A 22,358-nucleotide genomic window follows, 5' to 3' on the forward strand; every position below is an offset into this window, starting at 1 on the left:
ACTATATCAGCATGTATTTTGGTTTTGGATTCTTTAAACAGCCTAAAATCATGACGCTTGCCATTTGAAAATGCCGTACATATCACTGCTTTAGTTTTCTGATCAACCACAACCTGAGTCTTTAAAGTATGCCTTCTCTTCTTGCCAGAGTAAAACTGCTTTTGTTTGTTGTTGCGGTTCTTAATAAGCTTCTTATTCTTTACTCTTTTTTTGGCGCTGGCAAGGTGTTTCAGTTGCGTCTATGAGCACAACTTCATAGTCCATATCGCTTTTAAGCAAAGCTTTACTTCCGGGCAAAGAGAAGTCTGGATGCTTGATCAGCGTATCTTCTATCCAGATAAGGAAAGGTGGGACTTAAAAAAAGAAGTAGAAGATAGGTTTAAATGGATTCCTGTAATAGTAGTTAACTTTGAGAGTTATTTATCTAATTTGGGAGAAACACCGGTGGAAACAGAAAATTTCAGGTTTATGCTAGAAATTTATAAATTATGCAATAAACCGTATTACTATGCCTTTGTAAAAGATCACTATATCCTTTATTTTCTTGCTAATTTTGGAGGACTATATTTTGATATAGATTTTTTACCATTAAAAGAAATTTATCCAACTAATAAAAATTTTTGCTTTATTTTAGTTAAGTATTGCAATGTAAGCGACAAAGATGCGCTTATCTCCAAGATAAGGCGAGATATTGGTAGTATAATAGAAGAAACACCAATCGCTGGGTATGATGTCGGTTTCAAAATTTGTTTTGAGCCTATAAGAGAAAAAAAACCATACCAATATTAAGAGACCTGAAAATAATGACAGAGTTTAAAGAAAACTATAATCTCTATAAAGATTTTACTGAGAAATATAAAGAAGGTGCTCGGAAGATATTTCCTACAGGGTTGTTTCAAGATGATAAATATATTGGTCATGAAGGTTTATGTGAGGTACAAAAAAAGGAAAATGAACAAAAATTAAAAAAATTTAGTAGCTACTTTAAAGAAAATGAATACCCTCAACAATACTGGGAAGATCAGTCAAAGGTAGTTGCTCTTAATGCACTTAAGAATACATCCCTGGGCTTTACAATTAGCAGAGACCCATTAAGAGCAGCATCGAATTTTGTTTCAAACCTTTATAATATTAGCACCTTTAGACCACCCGATAACGTCTCCGGAGATCTTGCAAAAATAGATGAATCTTATAAAGAGCTATACGTTAATTTATTTTGGAATAAATTAACTCGTGTTTACCTTCATACTCCATCATCACTTATGTACACAGGCTATGGAAAAATGAATAACTTTTTTAAAATAGCTGATAGTGTGAGAGATCATTTCTTAAGAAAAGGGCAAAAACTGAATCAACTAGTTGATTATCCTAAAGTGCAGCAGACTGCAGATGACAGTGACTTTAAAACTTTTGAAGGCTCTAAAGTACAGCAGACAGCAAATAATAGTAACTTTAAAGTTTTTGAGGACTTTACATGGGGGGGATTGCAGATGTTGATGACTTTGATATTTTTGAGAACCCTAAAGTAGATTCCATGCAGCATAATTCCTATAGCATCCTAAAACTGCCCAAAGCTAATATTATATTGGATCGAAATACATGGAAATTGACAGATATACATAGATCCCATAAAAGTACGAGTTTTTCATGGACAATTAGTAATATAGAGGAAGGAAAAATAAAAGTCATAGTTTATAAAAGTAATACGGCAGGGTATGAATATAATATATATTTTCATAATGGAAAAAATAAAGCAATAAATACGATTACTAAAATTAAGTGTTTAAAAATTTTATCACATCATTACGGCTGTGGCGTTGCGGTAGCATATAAATAGAGAATACATATTTAAGAATACAAATGCTTTATCGATTAAAGAAGAATACACTTATCAGGAGTTTGTTCACCATTTCCAATTTTTAAAGACCATGGTTGATAATTAAATAGTTATAAGTTTTAAGTTACAAATTGACTTGAATAATAGATCTAAGAAATGTTTAAATTACTTAACTCCTAATGAGGCGCATTTCGGAATAAAAATAAACACTGAGAATACAATCTAAGATAACTTTCATCATGTATGCCTTGAGGTAACGTACCTTGTTCATTAAAATTTATATCCTTTATACATAAGAAGCTTAAATTTATTGTATATAAATTTTTAGTTTGTTGAGTGGTAAAATAATGCAAGCAATAAATAGTTATGATTTCGGGTAGTAGTATTTTTAATCTGGTATTAAAGCCATTCTTCTTTTATGGTGAGAGCGATTATGCCAGTAGCTTATTTTTTCAAGCGCTGCTGGCGATACTTCTTTACCGTCGAGAAAATTATCTATTTCCTGATAAGTAACTCCCATTTCATCTTCATCTGTTTGGCCTTGCCAAAGACCAGCAGAAGGCGCCTTAGTTAGAATATTTGCTGGAACATCTAAGTATTTACCCAATTCAAATACTTGAGATTTTTTAAGATTTATTAACGGTAATATATCAGCTGCTCCATCCCCAAATTTAGTAAAATAACCCATATACCACTCACAAGCGTTATCTGTTCCAACTACTATGCGATTATTTTGTTGGGCATAAGCATATAAATACATCATTCTAAAACGAGCTTGAGCATTACCTTTTATGACATTTTGTCTATCATTCTGTGAATTTGTAAATACTTGTGTAGATTGTAGAAAGCTTTCATAAACTGGTTGGATTGGGATTATATGATATGGAATTTTTAATTTATTTATAAGTTCTAAAGCATCTACTATATCTTGCTCGGGATTGTTTTCTGAGGGCATTATTAAAGCTGTTATAGGAAGATCAGTTTTGACTAAAAGTGATGCACAGACTGCAGAATCTATACCACCACTTATACCAATTACAAAACCCTCGGCAGGATATTTTATACAGCTATCGGTGAGCCATTGTACAAGTTTTTCTGAATATCTTTTAGGATTAAAATTTTTTACTATGTTCATTTTGTACCTATTTGACTAATGTTAATCTACTTGAATCTAATTTTTTGCGACCTAATTTTGCTTGGGGTTTACCGTTTAGCTCTACACAGTCTCCTGTAAAACCTATCTTTACTTTTAAGAGTGAACTACCAACGCCATATATATCAACAGGAGTAGCATCATTCTGAAACTGTTTGATTTTTTCGTAATCAAAGTTGCCAGAAGCTATTATTTTTACATGGTGAAAACCTTCTTTATCGAGTGTGCTACGTAAAATTTTTATAAGATTTGGGTTTACTCCACGTGGATCAAAGCTGCCCATATGCTCAGGGTTTCTCAGAAAATATTTATCAACCATTGTAGGTGAGGTATCAACTCTCACAGCAGTAAGCTTCTGACCAAATTGGTGAGCTACTTTTAGTGAATCTATGATTACGTCATCATTGTAGTCTACAAGAGCTATTAAAGGTTCAGTTGGAAAAGTTTCTACATAAGCTTGGCAAGCTTTTATTAAATCACCATTAAAGTTTTGAATTAAAGCGTGAGGCATAGTTCCTATACCGTTGGCACCGGTCCAGGCACCCATAGCATCGGTAGCTACTTTTTTTATTCCACCAATATTTACAGCATAACCATCACCTGATTGAGTTGTGTATATGTCTTCTCGGTCACCCATGAAAATTATTTCTTGATTGTCATTGAGTAAATTTACAAGATCAGAAGCATTAGTAGCTAGACTAGTTCTACGTGCTAGTATTCCGTCAATTATACCTTCAAGAAAACCAAAGACTTTATATTCACCTTTTATTGTTAATACTGGCTCAAAAGCTGATATTTCATCGCCATCATGTAAAGCTTTGATTTCTAATTTATCGTGATTTTTAGCAAACTTTTGAATTAAAGCTAAAGATTCGTCCACGCCGCAAAGTATAGCCTTTTCTTTGCGTTGAAAAAATTGCAATAATACAATAGCAGAAGAGGGTTGCTGCTCTAAGATTTGTTGAGTTTTTAAGAAATATTTAGCAGAATAAAATCCTTCTTCAATTTGCCCATCAAAATTAAAAGTTTTATTAGTAAGCCTACTTATCTTACCATTTTGCTTGAGTATAAATTCACAATCTTTCATATAATTTAGAAGCATAAATAGAAAATTATTGTTTATTATAGCTTACTAGTGATTGCGGTGCATTGTTTAAAACAATTATTTAAGCAACAGGCTCTATATAGATTGCTAGATTGTATTCTCAATATTTATTTCAATTCCGAAATTCTTTTAATTTTATGTTTATTATTAAGTTATTTTATTGTATTATTTAATAAAGTAAATTTTTAAGTTTACATAACTATTTAAAATAAATTAAAATGGTTAATAAATTTTTAATGTAAAGCGATTATTTTGTTTTGCTTGAAATAAAATTTTGGTATATATGATTATTTTATGAGACTTAGTTCTTGGAAATAGTCATACTATTTATAGAAAAACTATAGTAATACATACGTATTACTAATTGATGGGACAAAGTAGAGATAAGGAGAACTTTATAGTGGAATCTCATAAATTCTTTAAAACTAGGGAAGATTTGATTCAAAAATTCAAAAAAATGGAAACCCAAAAAATTACAGGCACTAGTTTTGATAAACTAGAAATTCCATCTGCCGATATTATGTTGCATCGAAGTAAATGGTATAGATTGGAGGAGGTGCCCCTGAACGAAAGAAAAAAATTTATTACTCCAAAAGCTTCCTTAGGGATCCAAAATATAAATGGAAGAAGGATAGAAATCGATCTTATGATGCGTGAAGACACAAACTATATATGCTATAACATAAGTTTTTGTGATGGCCAGAATATAGTGTATTATTTATGGGACGTTGCGGAATTTAAAATGTTATCGCATAATGCTAACTCTCGAATTGCAATCTCCTATAAAAAATATCTTGAGAACCAGTGTGTGTTCGAAGATATAGGCCATCTGTCTACTTCAGCAAAATCAATTATTAATAAACCATACACTCCTGAAAAATTTAATGAGAAATTTGGACTGTTGCAAACTAAAATTATACGTTTCTAACTGTGTTAAAAATATTCTCAAAATGCTCATTTATAGCCTACTAGTCATAAAAGTAGTACTAACTGAAATAGCTTAAAACCAGCTATTTCAGTAGATTCCGTGGTCAAGCCTGACGGAATTGTAAGTTAAATTCTTAGTATAATGTTTACTAAGGAGTTAAATCAGAGCTGTTTAATAGTTTTGATTATAACCCAAGCGACCGTCCCGGAATAGATTTAAACAATCGTCGTCATCAAGGTACTTGGGTTATCTCCTTAATACGTTTGGATAGTTGCTTGGTTTTAACGACCGTTTACAATCGCAAACATTTATAAACATACTAAGGAGATACTTGAAATGTATCATAATTTTATCGGTATTGATATATCAAAGAATGATTTTGTAGTAGCAATTCATGCTAAGAAAAAGACTTTTAAATATCTTAATAACTTAACTGGTTTTGATGAGCTTTTATCAGATCATCCTATACTCAAGGATAATTCTTTTGTAGTTCTTGAAACTACTGGAGGCTATGAAAAAGCTTTACTTGAGTATTTAATAGCTAAGAATATAGTTGTTCACAGAGCTAATACTAGAGTAGTTAAACATTTTATTCGTTCTACAGGTCAATTAGGTAAATCAGATAATATTGATGCTATTGGACTAGCTAAATATGGGTATGAAAGACACCGTGATCTAGAATGTTATCAACCTAATGATGATAAAATGCAGAAGCTTATAAAATATATTCTTAGAAAACAAGATATTAAAAAACAGTTAGTAGCTGAAAAAAATAGATATCAAGCACCAGACCAAAAATGTACAAAAGACTCTCACCAAAGAATGATAGGATTCTATAAACAAGAGATTATGATTATAGAAAGTTATATAAATAAGTTAGTCGATGATTGCCAATACTTAGTAAAAGCTAGAGATCTATTAGTTAAAGAGGTTACTGGTTTAGGAAATGCTACAGCCACATCTTTACTTGCTTTGATGCCTGAGTTAGGAAACTTAAACCGTAAACAAATAGCTTCTTTAGCAGGAGTAGCTCCATATCCGTATGAAAGTGGTAAGAAGGTTGGTTATAGAAAGACTTATGGTGGTAGAGCTGATTTAAAACCTATATTATTTATGTCAGCATTAACTGCTGCTAGAAGTAATGGTAAGCTTGGAATATTTTATAGAGATCTTGTTGAAAGGGGTAAAAAGAAGATGGTAGCACTTGTAGCTGTTATGAGAAAAATTATAGTCATTGCTAATGCTAAAATTAGAGATCTAAAAAGAGATTTGAAGGTCTTATAAAGAAATTAGCAACATAGTTGATGACGTACTACTTTTTAGTATCGTTAGCTATACTACGTGTAAACTGCGCTTTTTCGAATATTTTTGCCTTGTTACCACCCATCTAATTCTGATTATAAAGTCATTCTTCTTTTGTGATGAGAAACGGATTACGCTAGTAGCTACTACGCCTCTTAATTAATCACTATTTACCAAAGGCAGGATTGTTATAATTAGGGTCACTATAGTTATCAACGTTGTAACCACTACCTAAAGCTTGGTAAAGATTAACGATACTTATTAGTGATTTTAGTTTAGCTTGATTTGTTTGCATTTGTTGATTAAGGATATTCAAGGCGATTCCTGTCAACTCAGCCTTACTAATAGCACCATTTTGATACTGTTTATAAAGTATACTTTGTTGTTTTCTTGTAGATTCTAAAGAAAGTTTTTGTTTGTTGAAATTTGTGTTATTTGCAGTTCTTTCAGACAGACTATCATCAACATCTTGGAATGCTTTTTGAAGTGTGGAGATATAATCATAATACCCTTGGTAAAATTGCGCTTTAGCTTTGTCACTATCAGCTAAAATGCTCATGTTAAATATAGGTACAGCAGAAACCGCTTGAGCCGCCCAAGCCCAAGCATTCATAGTTGCTAATTCACCTAAAGCTAAAGTTGCATTACCAAAAGTTCCTGTTAGATCTATGCTAGGGAAAAATTGTGATCTTGCTAAACCAATATTTGCATTAGCTGTTTTAAGCTTATATTCAGCTATAGCTATGTCAGGACGGTTTTCTAAAACCTGAGAAGGCATATTGACTGGGATTTTAACGTTAGCGTTTATATCATTAAGATTTCGTGATGTAGTAATTTTTCCAGGATTTTTACCTAGCAATATTTTAAGAGTATTTTGAAAGTGCACTATATCATTATTGATAGTAGCAACTTTACCTTTTTCGGATTCTAATTGCTGCTTAATTAATTCTGACAGCATAGGGGAATTAGCGCCTAGTTTATGCTGAGCATTAGCATAACGGTAAAGTAGCTCTAACTGGTTTACCATTTGTGATTGTAGTTTAAGTTGTTCTTGTGCTGTAAGTAATGAAAAATAAGCTGCACTAACTTGGCTAATTATAGAAAGACGAGTAGCATTTTTAATATTTTCTTGCATATTTTTGCTAAACCTGGAGATTTCGCCTAGTTTAAATTGTCTAGCTATGTTGATAGTGTAGCTTGGAATTATACCCACAAGACCACCACCAGCTAGAGTTGATCTAGGGATGTTTAAATTAGGAATACTAGTACTGGAATTGGTATCAAATGTTTGGGCAATAAACCCGCCTCCACCAACGCTAGCTGTAGGTAGCCAACCATAGTTAGCTTTGTTTATTTCTGCGTTTGCTTGAAGAATATTGCCTATTGAGACTTGTAGACTATTGTTATCTTTTAACGCGGTAGTGATAAGATTGTTTAATACAGGGTCATTAAATTCACGCCACCATGCTAGACTTGTTAGGTCCCAATCCTTTGTATTCTCAATGTCTTTATTTTGACTGTTCCAAAGAGCAGGCACCTCTATTTCTGGTTTTTCATACTTAGGACTGAAGAAGCTACAGCTAGATGTAACTAAAGTAGTTGTAATTAAAATTATAGGTAGCGTAATTTTCTTTAACATAATAGTTCTCACCTATAAAGTATTAATTTTCACAGTTGCACTTGCACCAACGCGTAAAGGATAATTAGGATCATCTTTTAAGACTATCTTAACAGGAAAACGTTGGGTAACTTTCACCCAATTCCCAGTAGCGTTTTCAGGAGGTAATAGTGAGAAGACAGAGCCTGTGGCATAACTTAAACTATCAACTTTCCCGGTATATGTATGGCTATACATGTCTAGTTTAACTTTTACTTTTTGTCCAGTTTTAATCCTATCAAGATCTGTTTCTTTAAAGTTAGCATTTATCCACCATTTTTTATTGTCAATAAAACCAAATAAGGGTTGGCCTGGGGATATAAGCTGTCCTTTGTATATTTTTAAGTTAGAAACATAACCATTAGAAGGGGCTCTAAGAGTTGTATATCCTAAGTTTAAGTTGGCGTTTTCGGAATTTACTTGAGCAGAGTGGACTTGAGCTTTAGCTATCTCAACTTGGAGTAAGGCTTGTTTTAAAGATGAAAAGGCTTGGTCAGATGCTTTTTCTGCTTGTACGCGTTGGTCAGTATACTTTTGAGCGTCTTGTAATGATCCAGCATCTTCATTATAAAGTTCAACGTACCTATCAGCCATACTTGTTGCAGTTTCAAGGGAGGCTTTTGTCTTTATAAGATTTGATCTTGCTATCGATACTTGCTCGTTTGCTACAGCTAATTGTCCTTTTGCTTGAATCAAACTGGCATTAGCTTGGGAAACCTTAAGTTGGTAGTCAGTAGGGTCAATCTGGATTAATTTATCACCTTTATGCACATATTGATTATTTTGAACATACACCTTTTCAATATATCCTCCAACTTTAGCAGATATATTTATGACATTAGCATCAACATAGGCATTATCTGTGCTAGGATATATTTTATTATACATATAATACCCATATATACTAAAACCTGTAACTACAATAATGCTGATACCAATAGCAATTTTTTTTGGTGAGAACTTTGTTGTTTTATTATCTTTTTGTGGGTTTTGTTCTTTAGTTTCTGGCATTTTGCTAACCTTGTTATAATAATTAATTTAATGTGCAACTATTGTTTGAATATCTTCTGGTGGTTCTTTTAATAAAAATGGTATAACAGCTAAAAAAAAGCTAAGTATACCAACTATATAAAATGAGTTTAGATAGCTTAATAAATTCCCTTGATGGATTACTTGTTGTTTTGCTATAGCAATAACGGTAGGGTCTGAAAGAGGTATTTTGTTACTCCATGCTTGAAAATTTTGGTTTAGAGAAGAAATATTCTGTGATAATTCTTGAAAGCTGGTTTGTTGGCTTCTAGATATGAATGTAGCTACAAAAGCTGTACCAACAGAGCTTCCAAAATTTCTAAAAAAGTTAAATGAACCTGACATATCTCCCATATCTTCTTCGGCGATACCAACAACTAATATACTCATAAAAGGTATAAAAAACATCATCATACCAACTCCTTGTATCATAGTAGTTATTACTATATATAATTCATTAGCGGTAGCTGAAAAATGGGCTTGCATAATACATGACACACCAAAGGTGATTATACCTAGGCTTATTGTTTTTCTTACACCTATTTTTTTTACTAGATAAGCTTGGGTAAACGCTGCCCCAAATACAGCAGCAACACCTCTAGGAGCTGTGATATAACCAGCTAAATCGACAGGATAGCCATACACTTGTTGTAGCATAGTAGGTAAGTACGCCATTGCTGCAGAAAATAGTAAAACGAAAGTAAAACATAAAAAGCATGCCAGTACAAAATTAATATTTTTAAAAATTCTAAACTTAACTACCGAGGAATAAATTAAACCTCGCCATATGAAAAACCCTAATGATATTATAGATATAGCAAATAAGATAATCATTTCTATAGAATCAAACCAACCATTAGTATTACCATTATCAATAAAAAATTCTAAGCAGCCCACACCTATCGCCATAAAACTAAAACTTGTGTAGTCTATTTTCATTTTTTTAATTGTAGTAGCTTCCATCATAAATAAAATGATAATAAAAGCTACTATACATAAAGGCACGTTGACATAAAAAATCCATTCCCAAGACATGTTTTCACATATTGCACCACCCAGGATTGGTCCAAGTATAGGTCCCATGACAATAACCATACTATATATGGTCATCATTTTTTTATATTCATCATTTTTGAAGTTTGTTGAGATATACGTTTGAGCTACAGAAGGCAAAAATGCTCCGCCTATCCCTTGAAATGCTCTAAAAATAATCATCTCTGTAAGCGATGTAGATAAGCCACACATAATAGATGAGACACCAAAAACTATCGATGAAACTAGCGCTACACGTTTAATTCCATATTTTTCTATTACTAAACCAGATAGCAATATAAATATAGCCGCAGAAACTATATACACGGTTGTCACATCAGCTATGGTTTCAACGTTTGCGCCAATAGCTCCCATAATCTGTGGTATGGCTACAGCAACGATTGTTAAATCAACTATTTCTGCCAAAGCAAGCAAGCTTATTGCTAGAGCAACAATAGTGCGTTTTTGACTCCAAAAGCTTTGGGTAGGAGAAGGTGTAGTTGCTTGCATGTCAAATTTTAAAGTAAATTAAATACAAAAATATGGCGAAAGCTTATGCCAAAAGAACTTAAATGTAAAGTTGGAATTTTTAGTAAGGTTTTATAGAAAGTCATTTTTTAGCTTTTTAATGTCAATCTTACCAGTATTATTTTTGGGAAGAGATTCAACAAAGATGCAAGATTTTGGTATCTTGTAGCTAGCGAGTTTTTCTCTACAGTGATCAATAATGTCTTTTTCTGTCAATTGTGCTCCTTTTTCTAACGATATAAATGCTATAGCGCGTTCTCCCGAAGTTTTTGATGCTATTCCAGTAACTGCAACTTCTTTTATTTGGTTAAGTTTTAAAATACATATCTCTATTTCTCTAGGATATACATTAAATCCGGAAACAATAATCATATTTTTGAGTCTACTAGAGATTGTTAGACGGCCTTTTTTGTCAATATATCCAATATCTCCAGTTTTCAACCATCCATCTTCAGTAAAATAGAGTTTGTTACTTTCCTCGTCATCCCAAAATCCTTGACATTTTTGGGGTCCGTTGAGCCAAATTTCTCCTTCTTTAAAGCATTCTACTATTTCTTGATGTGTGTCTATGTCTCGTATACTAAGTTCAGTACTTGGGATAGGGTATCCGCAAGTGCCAAAATAATCATTTTCAGAAACATTAAACTTATTTAGAGAGATTGCAGGAGACATCTCAGTCATTCCATAACCCTCTTTAAGCTCAACACCAGTCTTATCTAACCACTGTAAATAAATCTTACGTGAGATAGGCATGCCTCCACTTAAAGAGTATTTATATTTCGTTTTATTAATTTTATCAAAATCAGGGTGCTCTAACATCGCCATGTAAAGAGTGTTAAGGCCATTAAAAATAGAAAATTCATTTTGTGACATTGTTTTGATAAGATTTTTAATATCTCTGGCATTTGGTATCAAGATGTTTTTTGCTCCTGCAAAGAAAAAACAAAACAAGTTAGCACTTAGAGAGAAGATATGATACAGAGGTAGGGCCGTTATTACTATTTGCTCTGATAAATCCATATCTGCTTTAATCCAGGCCCAGACTTGTTTAATGTTAGAAGCAACATTATTATGTGTGAGAATAGCTCCTTTTGGCTTGCCTGTAGTACCACTTGAATATTGTAAACAAAGAATGTTTTCTGTTGTAATATTTGGTCTTTGATATAGCTTTTTATCCGCAGTCATAGCTTTGTTAAATGAAATAAAAGTGTTTTTGTTATAGTTTGGCTTATCTTTAATAAGGTATTTTGATATAAATCCAATAATCTGCTTTTTTGGAAATGAATATAAGTCAGAGATATTAGTCACTATAACATTTTCTAGAGAATGTATATTTATCCTAGCTTTTTGAATATGGTGGGCAAACATATCTAAAACAATAGCAATTTTCACATTACAACTATTTAGTATAGCTTCTAACTCATCAGACTTATACAGTGGGTTAATGTTTACAAAAATAGCTCCAATCTTTATACATGCAAATAAGCTAACTGTAAATTGGACGCAATTTGGCAAGATTATAGCAACTCTATCACCTTTTTGTACACCAAGATTATTCTGTAGATAGCTAGCTAATTTTGTAGCTAGGTCATCTAGTTTTGAGTAAGTGAAGTCTACTTCATGGCAAGATAAAGCTATTTTATAAGGAAATTGTATTATAGTATTTTCATAAAAATCCAATATTGTCTGAGCATTATTGTCAATAGTTGTAGGTACGTGTTTTGAATAGTTATTTAACCACGTTTGTTTAGAAAATTTAGTCATAAATTGTTTAAAGGCCATTTTGGTTAATACATTTTAGCAAATAAAATCTAGAACTATCGAGAAAAATTATAAACTTTTGGTTAAACATTATCTACTTTATGGTCTTCAATAGCATGAATGCCTTTAATATATTTATTCAAAGTAGGTACCAAAATTATCATTAATACAGTGATTACTATAAGAGCTAGTGCTATAACTCCAAATACATGTGTATAAGTTTCTAGACTTTGTTGGACTGTTAGTGTGATACCTTCTGGAAGTGCTATAAATGAACCAATAAAAGAAGCAAGATATGAGGCAATCATACTAGAAATAAACCAAAAGCCCATAACAAATCCTGAAAATGTAGCAGGACAAAGTTCTGCAACCATAGCTAAACCAAGTCCAGAAATTAAAAGTTCACCTAATGATGAGGCAGCATAAGAAATAACTAACCAATTTCCAGAAACTATGCCATTTGTAGCAAAGAATTTTGTAAAATAAAGGATAGCATAAGATGTAAACATCATAAACATACCAAAACAAAATTTGCTAGCGTGGCTTGAGTTGCTTTTCTTATATATTATAGCTAGTAAAGGAGATAGTACTACTATCCAAAAAGGATTTAGTACTTGATATTGTGCAGAAGGTACATTCCATCCAAATATATCTAATTGCACATTGTGTTCAGCAAAGAAAGTAAGAGTAGTAGGCATTTGAAAATATAAAGCAAAAAATATGATTGCTTGAATTATTAAAACCAAAGCCACAAGCATTCTATTTCTTTCATAACTACTTGAAGTAAAAGCCATGTATAAAAAATAAGTTGTAGCAATAATAACTATAATAGCAGTTAGGCTTACACATAGCTTAGTATTAGGTAATATATGGGCTATTATTAGTAAAGAAACTAAAGCCCCTGCTAATGTGTAAACAAATTTGGTTTTGTTTAATGGTTTACTACCCGCTACTGTATAGAGTGCTTGCATTTTATTATAGAAAATGAAAAATCCTATAAGCCCAGCTATAAGACCTAAACTACAAATTATAAAAGCATATTTATAACCTAATGTTTCAGCAATAATAGGAGTTATACTCATAGAAAATAATGATCCTATATTTATTGCCATATAGTATAGTGTCATAGCTCCATCTAATCTATTATCACCTTTTTCAAACATCTTTGATATTAGCGAGGATGGATTAGCTTTAAAAATAGCATTTCCTATTATGATACCAGCAAGAGTATAGTAGACAGTCTCTTTATCTGCAAAGCTAAAAGACCAATAAGAGATTGCTAGTATGATTGACCCTAAAATGACACTTCGCTTGGCACCAAGCACCTTATCACCCAGGTAGCCTCCTATCCACACAAAGCCGTATGTAAAAGCAAAAAAAGAGCCCATTATGTATATAGTTTGTGTTTCAGTTAGGCCTATTTTTTTTGTAAAATACAAAGCAATAATAGCTTGGAAACCATAAAAACCAAATCTTTCCCAAAATTCAATCGCCCAAACAATCCAAAAAGGGGCAGAAAGTGTTTTGTTGTTTTTATTCATTAAAAGCACCATGGAAATAATATTCAATGAAATGTATTAAAGCATTGTGATAATATTTTTGCAATATTTTTAAGAGCATGGGAGAAGCTTTCTATAGCTTTGTTTGATTAAATTGAAGTGCCAACTTCAGCTTTATGGTCATCAACAACCTTTATTTTACGAGTGTAATTATTCAGTGTAGGGGTCAGTATAAGCATGATAACAGTAACAATAGCTACTCCAATAGCTATGTTACCAAATACAGTTGTATACATTTCTAAGATTTGCTGTTTTGTAATACCAGTACTATCTTTTGGTAAAGCTATGAATGAGCCTATAAATGAAGCAAGGTATGAAGCTATCATAGTGGCTATAAACCAAAATCCCATAACAAACCCAGAAATAAAAGCCGGACACAGTTCAGCTACCATAGCTAGTCCAAGTCCAGAAATTAAAAGCTCGCCTAAAGAGGAGGCAGCATAAGAAATAATTAACCAGTTTCCAGAAACAACGTAGTTTGTAGCAAAGAATTTAGTACAATATAATATGCTGTATGAAATAAACATCAAAGCCATTCCTATACAGAATTTTGTAGCGTGAGTGAGTTTACTTTTTTTGTAGATTATTGCTAGAAGAGGGGAAAAAATTACTATCCATAGTGGATTGAGAAATTGATACTGTGCTGCTGGTACACTCCATCCTAGGATATTTAACTCAACATTATGTTTAGCAAAGAAAGTAAGAGTTGTGGGCATTTGGAAGTATAAAGCATAAAAGACTATAGCTTCGATTATAAGTATTAGAGCTACAAACATCCTATTTCTGTCAATTTTCTCTAAGCCAAATGCAACATATAGAAAATATATTGTAGCTATACATACCACTATAGCTGTTAGAATTATACATAAAGTAGTATTAGCTAAAATGTTTGCTATTATTAGAAAGGCAATAATTAATCCAATTAATATGTAAATAAGATGGGTTTTATTTACAGGTTGTTTGCCAATATCTGTATCTAAGTCTTTCATTTTGCTATAAAAGGTTAAAAAACCAAAAAGTCCTATAAACAGGCCCAAACCACATAATACAAAAGCATACGTATAACCATAAATTTCAGAGATAACGGGCGTTAAAGCCATGCATGTTAGACCGCCTATATTAATAGCAAGGTAGTATAAAGTCATAGCACTATTTAAGCGACCATCACCTTTTTCAAACATTTTGGATATTAGTGATGAAGGATTAGCTTTAAAGATAGCATTACCAATAATAATCCCAGAAAATATATAATATATTGTCTGTTGGTTAGCAAAGATAAACCCTAAGTAAGATACACCTAATATTATGGCACCAATAACAACAGCACGTTTAGCTCCAAGTATTTTATCTCCAATTAATCCTCCGACCCAGATAAAACCAAAAGTAAAAGCAAAGAATGAACCCATCAGGTATATTGTTTCAGTTTCACTTAACCCCATTTTTTGCGTGAAAAATAAGGCGATAATTGCTTGGAATCCGTAAAACCCAAACCTTTCCCAAAACTCGACACCCCAAACAATCCAAAAGGGAGCTGAAAGAGTTTTATAGTTTTTTTGCATAACGTAACCTGAATTTTAAAGTTGTATTAGGTTAATTAAAACACTGTAGCAATTATTTTTCAATGATTTATTAACTCTGTTTGATGAAATTTAGTATGGATAATATATTTACGGGCGTAGTTTCGGCCTTTAGTATCCTCTTTCCTAAGTTTACCATACAAAAACTGTTCTCTCTAAAGTAGTTTATTTCAGAATCACTAAAACCACCTTCTGGCCCAATAAAAACATTAAAATTACAATTATTTTTAATTTTATCTACAAAAGTAGAGTCTGTTATTGTATATGGACATAATGTGATGTTTAAAGCTTCAGGCTCTAAATTTATACTATCAAGTTGTATTAAACTATGAATTTTTGGAATAAACACCCTCGCACACTGCTCGGAGGCGTTTATAGCTATTTTCGTCCATCTTTCGAGTTTTTTATCAAAATTTTTTTTATCAAACTTATGATTAGTTCTTTCTGTTATCAAAGGGAAAATGTTGTTAACTCCTAATTCAGTAGCTTTTTGTATCACTAACTCAAAGTTTTCATTTTTAATGATTGATTGGTAAAGGTTGATAATATAAGGATTTTCATTGTTAATTAACTGAGAGCTTATTACTTCAAGTTCAATATGTTTATTATTTACAGCTGTAATTTTAGCTTTATATTGTTTACTATCACAGCCATTAAATAATTCTATAAAATCATTTTTCTTTAAGCGTAATACGTTTTTAAAGTAGTTATAGTATTCACCAGTTATTTGAAGGCTAGTTGAAGCATTAGAAACATCATTGAAAAAACCACGAATAGTTCTCATAGGATTATAATTTGTTAAAATATTTATTCTTTATTATATAATGGGACTGCTGCAAACTAAAATTATATGTTTCTAACTGTGTTAAAAATATTCTCAAAATGCTTATTTACTGTGTGTAAGCTGCGCTTTTTCGAATATTTTTGCCTTGTTACTACCCATCTAATTCCAGCTTGCAACAGCCCCATAATTAGAAAAAATAAAAAGTAGAGGTGATACATGTTTTTGTTAAATAAAAGTTTTATGACAAACTTAATATCTTTTTTGATAATTCTAGTTGGATTGTATTTCACAGATCAACATATAAAAAATATTGGTTTTTATGCTCTATCAGGAGCTTTAACTAATTGGATAGCAATTTATATGTTATTTGAGAAGATACCATTTTTATATGGTTCAGGGATTATTCCTAATAAGTTTGATAGTTTTAAAAAAGCTATTAAGAAAATGATTATGGAGCAGTTTTTTTCCGAAGAGAATTTACAGAAATTTTTAGCAAGTGACGAACTTAAAAGGTATTTACAAACTACATTTAAGGAGAAGGTTGACTATAATAAAATTTTTGACAGTTTTATCGAGATGCTAATGGATAGTAAATATGGCTCAATGGTAGAGATGTTTTTAGGGGGAAAAGCTGCGCTAGAAGGCTTAAGAGAGCCTTTTATATCTAAGCTTGATTTAAAAATTTCTCAGCTAATAGCAGAGCTTCACATTGATGAAAAAAAAGTTTCAATACAAGTAACAGCAAAAATTGAAAAACTCATAGATGCTAGATTAGAGGAGTTAACGCCACAAATGGTAAAAGAAATTATACAAAAAATAATAAAAGAGCATCTAGGTTGGCTTGTTGTATGGGGAGGAGTTTTTGGAGGATTGATAGGTTTGGTAGCTAGCTTTATTAATTAATTTTAAACCTTTTAATTTATATTTATTAAAGCTGGTGCTGGATTATTATTTTGTGTATTTTTAGTTATCTGAGTTTCTAGATTATGGATAAGCCAGGGCTTTAGCTCTAAAAGAATATGTTTTAAAGCATCATTTGTTAAATCAACATAATTATTTGCTGTTACATAATCACTAGTTATAGATTGTTTATATCTTATTGTTTTTATTTTGGTTTCGCCACTACGTTCATTTTTTAGATAGAAAGTTATATAAAAAGAAAATTGGTGCTCATCTAGGTCTATAACTGGACCATATGGTGTAGTGCCAGATAAAGTAAAATCTTGGCGTATATTAACATTTTGAAAAGCTAGGTTGCTGACAATATTATTATCCAAAATATACTCAAAAACACTAACTGTAAGCATTGTTGTTACAGGTATTGCCCATACGTTGTTTTCAAAAGTATGTAACTGGTTACCTTGAATATAAAACATAGATGTAGATTTAGCAGCTTGAGTTTGTATATTGTAAACTAGAAGGGTAGTGTTAACATCAGCTTTTTTAACGTTAGGCAACTCTGTTTTTTCTAGTTGTTTGTTATATATTACAAACTGCTTTTCTTCAGGGACTTTGATTGGGCCTCCAAGCAACGAAAAAGCAAATGTATATGCTGGTATAATTAAAGCTGATAAAAATAAAAGGTATTTTTTCATAATTTTTCCTTAGCGTTCTACGCCTCTAACTATTATCGAAGGATCATATTGAAGTAATCTAATAACATCATTTAACCGTGAAATAGCTTCTTGACTTTCTGTCATATTTTCATTTAAGTTTACTAGAGTCTTATTAAAATATAGTGATGAGTTACTTAAATTATATAATAGGATATTAACGCTATCTGTAAACTCATTGAACCTTTGGATATTCTCCTGGGAAAGCATTTTGTTGAATTTATTTGATATCTGCTGTAAGGAGTCAGCTATATTGTTAACTTTGTTGAGAATACTCTCAATTTGTGATGGTTTGGAGTTGATTTCAGGGATTTTACCTTTTGTTTTTGTAAGAGGCTCTAGTGCTGTATCTTCTTTGCTAATATTAAAAGACAACACTACTTTTGATTGACCTGTTATGCCCATTGGTTGTAGGGTGGCTACAGTTTGCTTGAAAATGGTAATATTATCATAGATCTTCATGTAGACACTTATCAGTTTAGGATTTTCTTTATTGATTAATATATCTGAAACTTTACCAATGCTGAATCCTTTGTATGATACATCAGAGCCTACGCTTAAACCTGAGATGCTCTTAAAGTTTGTTACAAAAGTTGTAGTAGCTTGACTTTTGAACCCTCCAGATAGAAAAACGCCAACAAATATCATCACAAAAACCATAAAAATAACAAATAAGCCAGCAACTATATTTTTTATACTATTTTCATTCATAAATAGGTTCCTCTATATCTTTAGTCCCATTATGTGAACCAAAGAACTTTCTTATACTTTCATATTGTGTCTGTTGAGACACAAACTCAACAGTATCATGTAACATTATTTTTTTATTATCCATATATATTATATCATCGACTATATTCCAAATTGTGCTTAAATCATGAGTTATCATAACTACAGACATCTCAAGCTCATTCTTTAAATATAAGATTAACTCATCCATAGCTCTAGCAGAATAAGGGTCTAATCCTGCATTAGGTTCATCTAGAAATATTATTTTAGGATCTAGTACTATAGTTCTAGCCAATGCAACCCTTTTTAACATACCTCCGCTTATTTCGTAAGGGTATTTATCAAAAGCTTCTTCTTTTAGCCCTACCATTTTAAGTTTAATGATAGCTATGTCAGTTAGTATATCTAACGGCAGATCTGTATGTTGCTTGAGTGGGAAGATGACATTTTGTAGATTTGTTAATGAGGAGAATAGCGCACAGTGTTGAAACATCATACTCATTTTGCTTGATATTTGTTTTCGCTTATAGGGATTATCAGCAAGTTTAGAAATCTCTTGACCTAATAAGAATATTTTTCCAGAATAAATTGGTTGTAGCATGAGTATTTCACGCATAAGTGTAGTTTTCCCACAGCCACTAGCACCAATTATACAGCTAATTTTTTTAGCTGGAATATCAAGGTTTAAATCTTTGTGGATCCACTCTTTACCAAATTTTGTGCTTAGGTCTCTTATTTCAATAATATTTTTATCCATAAAATAGTTCCTAAGCAACACCATTTAGTGAAACAGCAAAGATTGCATCAACAATGATTATTAGAAATATTGAATACACAACACTTGTTGTAGTTGCCTTACCAACACTTTGAGAGTCTATTTTAACAGACATACCCTTTAGGCAACCAATGCCAGCGATTACTAGAGCAAAAAAAGGTGTTTTTGATAATCCAATATAAAAATGGCTAACATTTACATTTGAAAATAGTCTATCAATGAATTCAAAAGGAGATATATCTGCAATCAAGTAAGTAATAATAATACCCCCTGTAATATTAGCTATCATCGCTACAGTTGTTAGTACTGGTAAGCTAATTATTAGAGCCGTAATTCGTGGTAAAACTAAGCGTTGTATAGGGTCTTCACCAATTGTTTGAAGGGCGTCAATTTCTTCATTTACTTTCATAATTCCTATCTCTGAGGTAAAAGCAGAACCGCTTCTACCAGCTATTATTATGGCAGTAAACAAGGGAGCAAACTCTCTAAAAGAGGATATGCCCAACATATCAACGACAAATATTTGTGTACCATACTGCATCATTAAATTAAGTGGTAGATATGTTAAAACTAAGCCGATAATCAATGATAAAAGTATAACGATACTAAGCGCTTTAATAGTTGAGTCATATGCTATATTTAATACAATAGAAAAAAAAGAGCCATAAGGCCGTCTAAAAAAGTTTAAATAACCTAGAACAATCGCTCCTAAGAAGCTAATGCTTAGTTTAATTTCTGTTATTAGGTCATTGGTGTTTTTACCTAGTATATAAATACTATTAAAAACAGCATTTGGCTTTTTTGAAAACTTACCAATTTCTTTAGTAGGTAGATTTCGGTTTGTTAGATTAATAAGGTTTTGGTTTCTTTCTGAGGTGCAAATGATTTGTTTTTTGTCGAGTTTAAATTTAGCTAAGGTTTTTAATATTATATAAGCACCAGCAGTATCTAATTCTTGAACGTTTGTTATATCAACAAACTGAATATTATTTTTTAGGCTATTAAGAGGTTTTTCAATAAGCTTTGGTTTTATTTGCTTAAGTGTTAGAAAACCTTCGAAATAAATAGTGTTTTGAACTACTTTTATATTCATACTGATTATACTGGGCAGCAATATCTTAATTAATCTAATATACAAGAAAAATAGTTTAATACCAACATGAATATCTAAAGTATTGGATTAACATGTATCATCATTATCATATTGAGTTAAATTATTAGGTCTAATTACACCTTCTAGGCGGTTTTTATATTCTTCACCATCTAACTCCGAGTAGTTTTCTAAAGCATCAAGCATTGCAGAACGTGGAAGAGTATGATTTTTAACTTGCTGACGAGTAAGCCTGAACTGCTTAAATTTTGTGCCTGTATTTAGTCTATGGTAGTATCCTAGAACGCTTTCTGTTGCATTAGGGAAAGTCTCTAAATATACGTCAGCTCCTGAGGCTTTAACACCACAATCTGCCGAAAAACAGTGAAGCCCAAAATAGTTGCTATACTCTCTAGCAAAACGTGAGGTGCCCCAACCACTTTCGAGCACCGCTTGAGCTATAACAAAGCTGCTAGGTACAGTACCGACTTTTATTTTTAACTGATTTATCATCTGTTGGGTGTCTGTAGCATTTCGTATTTTATAGTAGGATAGATATGTATCAAGCCTATCTTGCTGCTTCTTTGTGAGTTTTTGGTTTTTATCGTAAGCCTTTTTGAGTTTCTGTAATTCTTCTTGCTGAGCACAAATTTCTTTATTAGCATTTTGAATCGCTTTTAAGATGTAGTTTATAAAAGCTTGTTTTTTTTCAGCGGTATCATCTATATTAAGAAAATCCGGCTTGTCAGATTTCTGGCTAATTTTGGTTGCTAGAGCATAACTGGCGTGTTTAGCTTTTCCATGATCAAAAGATAAAAAAGTTGCTAGTATTATAAAACTGCAGAAAAGTACGAAATTTCTAAGAGTATGTAATTTATCAGTTACCATATTTTAATAATCCTCTGTTAGACTGGGGTCGTCTGATATAGTCAACCTAAGTTGTGATATAAGATTTAACATATCACATGGCATATCACATGTAAAGTTTAGTATTTTATGAGTTAAAGGGTGAGTAAACGAAAGACTATAAGCGTGTAAGGCTTGTCTAGGGAAACAGGCGAGGTTTGTATTTTTTAGTTTAGAAGAGGATTTGTTATAGGTTTGGTCACCTACTAAAGGGTGATTGATACTTTTCATATGTACTCTTATTTGATGTGTGCGGCCTGTTTCTAGTTTACATTCTACTAGAGTAAACCCATCGTATATCTCCAAAGGAGTATAGTTTGTGATAGCTTGTTTGCCACTATAATTAATAGCCATTTTGATTCTATTATTAGGGTCACGACCTATTGGTTGGTCAATTGTACCTGATTCGTAAATTTCACCCTCTACTATCGCTAGATATTTCCTAGACACCGCTCTATCTGATAGCTGCTGGGTAAGGCTAAGGTAAGCTAAATTAGTCTTAGCAGCTACCATAAGGCCAGTAGTATCTTTATCTAGACGGTGAACGATCCCAGCACGAGGTAAGTTTTGTTGGTTTTTATTGAGATTTAGCAGAGCATTTGAAATAGTGCCAGTCATATTCCCAGCACCTGGATGAGTAACCATATTTGCTGGTTTATTTATAACAATAATATTTTCATCTTCATAAATGGTATTTAGTTTAATATCTTCAGCTATCCATTCATTTGTTGGTACAAATGTGACATCTATTTCTATTTCTTCGTCTCCAATAACTATATGTTTAGCTTTAGTATGGCTATTATTTAAAGTTATAGAGCCATCTTTTATCCATTTTTGTATTTGAGAGCGCGAAAAATCCTCAAATACTTCATTAACAGCTATATCCAGCCTTTTGCCTGCGTGTTCAGGTGTTAGAATAATTTTTTGATGAAATCGCTTGGATAGTGTATTATTTGCCATAGTTTAAATTGCTATACGTAGCGTAAATTTTAT

20 protein-coding genes and 2 pseudogenes are annotated in these 22,358 nt (G+C 31.9%); 6 read left to right on the forward strand and 16 right to left on the reverse strand.

Translation table 11 applies throughout. The features are described from left to right. Positions 1 to 2 precede the first annotated feature (2 nt). A pseudogene (locus E4K63_RS01910) lies at positions 3 to 336 on the reverse strand (transposase); the annotation flags it as partial. Between E4K63_RS01910 and E4K63_RS01915 the strand changes: the two are divergent. The 3 genes and pseudogenes from E4K63_RS01915 to E4K63_RS08365 form a co-directional block, all read left to right on the forward strand. Continuing rightward, positions 310 to 789 (forward strand): glycosyltransferase, encoded by a 480-nt coding sequence (locus E4K63_RS01915; protein ID WP_133942444.1) that lies wholly within the window; start codon positions 310 to 312, stop codon positions 787 to 789. The pseudogene E4K63_RS01910 and the gene E4K63_RS01915 sit on opposite strands and share 27 nt — an antisense overlap. A gap of 14 nt (positions 790 to 803) precedes the next feature. Further along, positions 804 to 1,529 carry a hypothetical protein gene (locus E4K63_RS01920; protein WP_133942445.1) on the forward strand — a complete coding sequence of 242 codons (726 nt, stop codon included), beginning with the start codon at positions 804 to 806 and terminating at the stop codon, positions 1,527 to 1,529. A 429-nt stretch (positions 1,530 to 1,958) separates the two neighbouring features. Next, positions 1,959 to 2,063 (forward strand): annotated as a pseudogene (locus E4K63_RS08365) (IS30 family transposase); the annotation flags it as partial. A gap of 162 nt (positions 2,064 to 2,225) precedes the next feature. On the opposite strand, the gene nadE reads toward E4K63_RS08365, so the two are convergent. Together nadE and E4K63_RS01930 are read right to left on the reverse strand one after the other, a co-directional pair. After that, positions 2,226 to 2,972 (reverse strand): NAD(+) synthase, encoded by a 747-nt coding sequence (gene nadE, locus E4K63_RS01925; protein WP_133942447.1) that lies wholly within the window; start codon positions 2,970 to 2,972, stop codon positions 2,226 to 2,228. A 7-nt stretch (positions 2,973 to 2,979) separates the two neighbouring features. After that, the gene (locus tag E4K63_RS01930) at positions 2,980 to 4,077 is read right to left on the reverse strand and encodes a nicotinate phosphoribosyltransferase (protein ID WP_133942448.1); all 1,098 of its coding nucleotides are present in this window, start codon (positions 4,075 to 4,077) and stop codon (positions 2,980 to 2,982) included. Between the two features lie 418 nt (positions 4,078 to 4,495). Here E4K63_RS01930 and E4K63_RS01935 point away from each other — a divergent pair, with 418 nt between their 5' ends. Further along, positions 4,496 to 5,023, forward strand: a complete 528-nt coding sequence (locus E4K63_RS01935; protein ID WP_133942449.1) for a hypothetical protein — start codon at positions 4,496 to 4,498, stop codon at positions 5,021 to 5,023. A gap of 336 nt (positions 5,024 to 5,359) precedes the next feature. Continuing rightward, complete coding sequence (locus E4K63_RS01940; RefSeq protein WP_179965679.1) at positions 5,360 to 6,307, forward strand: IS110 family RNA-guided transposase; 948 nt, start codon at positions 5,360 to 5,362, stop codon at positions 6,305 to 6,307. A 184-nt stretch (positions 6,308 to 6,491) separates the two neighbouring features. On the opposite strand, the gene E4K63_RS01945 is transcribed toward E4K63_RS01940, so the two are convergent. The 7 genes from E4K63_RS01945 to E4K63_RS01975 form a co-directional block, all read right to left on the reverse strand. Continuing rightward, positions 6,492 to 7,964: an efflux transporter outer membrane subunit gene (locus E4K63_RS01945; protein ID WP_133941528.1), complete on the reverse strand. Its 1,473-nt coding sequence runs from the start codon at positions 7,962 to 7,964 to the stop codon at positions 6,492 to 6,494. 12 nt (positions 7,965 to 7,976) lie between these two features. Continuing rightward, entirely contained in the window at positions 7,977 to 8,993 is a 1,017-nt protein-coding gene (locus E4K63_RS01950; RefSeq protein WP_133941530.1) for an HlyD family secretion protein, read from the reverse strand. A 27-nt stretch (positions 8,994 to 9,020) separates the two neighbouring features. Further along, positions 9,021 to 10,553 carry an MDR family MFS transporter gene (locus E4K63_RS01955; RefSeq protein ID WP_133941532.1) on the reverse strand — a complete coding sequence of 511 codons (1,533 nt, stop codon included), beginning with the start codon at positions 10,551 to 10,553 and terminating at the stop codon, positions 9,021 to 9,023. Positions 10,554 to 10,643: 90 nt separating this feature from the next. Beyond that, positions 10,644 to 12,335 (reverse strand): long-chain-fatty-acid--CoA ligase, encoded by a 1,692-nt coding sequence (locus tag E4K63_RS01960; protein WP_133941628.1) that lies wholly within the window; start codon positions 12,333 to 12,335, stop codon positions 10,644 to 10,646. An 80-nt stretch (positions 12,336 to 12,415) separates the two neighbouring features. Beyond that, positions 12,416 to 13,873 (reverse strand): oligopeptide:H+ symporter, encoded by a 1,458-nt coding sequence (locus E4K63_RS01965; protein ID WP_133941534.1) that lies wholly within the window; start codon positions 13,871 to 13,873, stop codon positions 12,416 to 12,418. A 107-nt stretch (positions 13,874 to 13,980) separates the two neighbouring features. Next, complete coding sequence (locus E4K63_RS01970) at positions 13,981 to 15,450, reverse strand: oligopeptide:H+ symporter (protein ID WP_133941535.1); 1,470 nt, start codon at positions 15,448 to 15,450, stop codon at positions 13,981 to 13,983. Between the two features lie 70 nt (positions 15,451 to 15,520). Continuing rightward, positions 15,521 to 16,252, reverse strand: coding sequence for a 16S rRNA (uracil(1498)-N(3))-methyltransferase (locus E4K63_RS01975; RefSeq protein WP_133941537.1), 732 nt, complete (start codon positions 16,250 to 16,252; stop codon positions 15,521 to 15,523). A 216-nt stretch (positions 16,253 to 16,468) separates the two neighbouring features. On the opposite strand from E4K63_RS01975, the gene E4K63_RS01980 reads away from it, so the two are divergent. Continuing rightward, positions 16,469 to 17,155: a DUF445 family protein gene (locus E4K63_RS01980; protein ID WP_133941539.1), complete on the forward strand. Its 687-nt coding sequence runs from the start codon at positions 16,469 to 16,471 to the stop codon at positions 17,153 to 17,155. A gap of 11 nt (positions 17,156 to 17,166) precedes the next feature. Here the strand turns inward: E4K63_RS01980 and E4K63_RS01985 are convergent, their stop codons facing one another. The 6 genes from E4K63_RS01985 to E4K63_RS02010 all read right to left on the reverse strand — a co-directional run bounded on the left by E4K63_RS01985 (position 17,167) and on the right by E4K63_RS02010 (position 22,325). Then, the gene (locus E4K63_RS01985; protein ID WP_133941541.1) at positions 17,167 to 17,847 is read right to left on the reverse strand and encodes a hypothetical protein; all 681 of its coding nucleotides are present in this window, start codon (positions 17,845 to 17,847) and stop codon (positions 17,167 to 17,169) included. Positions 17,848 to 17,856: 9 nt separating this feature from the next. Then, positions 17,857 to 18,576 (reverse strand): MlaD family protein, encoded by a 720-nt coding sequence (locus E4K63_RS01990; RefSeq protein WP_133941543.1) that lies wholly within the window; start codon positions 18,574 to 18,576, stop codon positions 17,857 to 17,859. Next, on the reverse strand, positions 18,569 to 19,351 hold the full coding sequence (locus E4K63_RS01995; RefSeq protein WP_133941545.1) for an ABC transporter ATP-binding protein: 783 nt from the start codon (positions 19,349 to 19,351) through the stop codon (positions 18,569 to 18,571). The genes E4K63_RS01990 and E4K63_RS01995 overlap by 8 nt, the downstream gene beginning before the upstream one ends. Positions 19,352 to 19,361: 10 nt before the next feature. Next, the gene (locus tag E4K63_RS02000; RefSeq protein ID WP_133941547.1) at positions 19,362 to 20,462 is read right to left on the reverse strand and encodes an MlaE family ABC transporter permease; all 1,101 of its coding nucleotides are present in this window, start codon (positions 20,460 to 20,462) and stop codon (positions 19,362 to 19,364) included. Between the two features lie 87 nt (positions 20,463 to 20,549). Beyond that, positions 20,550 to 21,347, reverse strand: a complete 798-nt coding sequence (locus E4K63_RS02005) for a glucosaminidase domain-containing protein (protein ID WP_133941549.1) — start codon at positions 21,345 to 21,347, stop codon at positions 20,550 to 20,552. Between the two features lie 3 nt (positions 21,348 to 21,350). Continuing rightward, entirely contained in the window at positions 21,351 to 22,325 is a 975-nt protein-coding gene (locus E4K63_RS02010) for an RluA family pseudouridine synthase (protein ID WP_133941551.1), read from the reverse strand. Between the last annotated feature and the right edge of the window lie 33 nt (positions 22,326 to 22,358).

Source organism: Allofrancisella inopinata, assembly GCF_012222965.1.
GTDB lineage: Bacteria > Pseudomonadota > Gammaproteobacteria > Francisellales > Francisellaceae > Francisella > Francisella inopinata.

Coding starts and splice junctions, on each gene's coding strand:
- E4K63_RS01940 (WP_179965679.1), top strand. CDS start 5,360: ATGTATCATAATTTTATCGGTATTGATATATCAAAGAATGATTTTGTA.
- E4K63_RS01955 (WP_133941532.1), bottom strand. CDS start 10,553: ATGCAAGCAACTACACCTTCTCCTACCCAAAGCTTTTGGAGTCAAAAA.
- E4K63_RS02010 (WP_133941551.1), bottom strand. CDS start 22,325: ATGGCAAATAATACACTATCCAAGCGATTTCATCAAAAAATTATTCTA.
- E4K63_RS01975 (WP_133941537.1), bottom strand. CDS start 16,252: ATGAGAACTATTCGTGGTTTTTTCAATGATGTTTCTAATGCTTCAACT.
- E4K63_RS01995 (WP_133941545.1), bottom strand. CDS start 19,351: ATGGATAAAAATATTATTGAAATAAGAGACCTAAGCACAAAATTTGGT.
- E4K63_RS01915 (WP_133942444.1), top strand. CDS start 310: ATGCTTGATCAGCGTATCTTCTATCCAGATAAGGAAAGGTGGGACTTA.
- E4K63_RS02000 (WP_133941547.1), bottom strand. CDS start 20,462: ATGAATATAAAAGTAGTTCAAAACACTATTTATTTCGAAGGTTTTCTA.
- E4K63_RS01945 (WP_133941528.1), bottom strand. CDS start 7,964: ATGTTAAAGAAAATTACGCTACCTATAATTTTAATTACAACTACTTTA.
- nadE (WP_133942447.1), bottom strand. CDS start 2,972: ATGAACATAGTAAAAAATTTTAATCCTAAAAGATATTCAGAAAAACTT.
- E4K63_RS01930 (WP_133942448.1), bottom strand. CDS start 4,077: ATGAAAGATTGTGAATTTATACTCAAGCAAAATGGTAAGATAAGTAGG.
- E4K63_RS01985 (WP_133941541.1), bottom strand. CDS start 17,847: ATGAAAAAATACCTTTTATTTTTATCAGCTTTAATTATACCAGCATAT.
- E4K63_RS01960 (WP_133941628.1), bottom strand. CDS start 12,335: ATGACTAAATTTTCTAAACAAACGTGGTTAAATAACTATTCAAAACAC.
- E4K63_RS01920 (WP_133942445.1), top strand. CDS start 804: ATGACAGAGTTTAAAGAAAACTATAATCTCTATAAAGATTTTACTGAG.
- E4K63_RS01990 (WP_133941543.1), bottom strand. CDS start 18,576: ATGAATGAAAATAGTATAAAAAATATAGTTGCTGGCTTATTTGTTATT.
- E4K63_RS01950 (WP_133941530.1), bottom strand. CDS start 8,993: ATGCCAGAAACTAAAGAACAAAACCCACAAAAAGATAATAAAACAACA.
- E4K63_RS02005 (WP_133941549.1), bottom strand. CDS start 21,347: ATGGTAACTGATAAATTACATACTCTTAGAAATTTCGTACTTTTCTGC.
- E4K63_RS01970 (WP_133941535.1), bottom strand. CDS start 15,450: ATGCAAAAAAACTATAAAACTCTTTCAGCTCCCTTTTGGATTGTTTGG.
- E4K63_RS01980 (WP_133941539.1), top strand. CDS start 16,469: ATGTTTTTGTTAAATAAAAGTTTTATGACAAACTTAATATCTTTTTTG.
- E4K63_RS01965 (WP_133941534.1), bottom strand. CDS start 13,873: ATGAATAAAAACAACAAAACACTTTCTGCCCCTTTTTGGATTGTTTGG.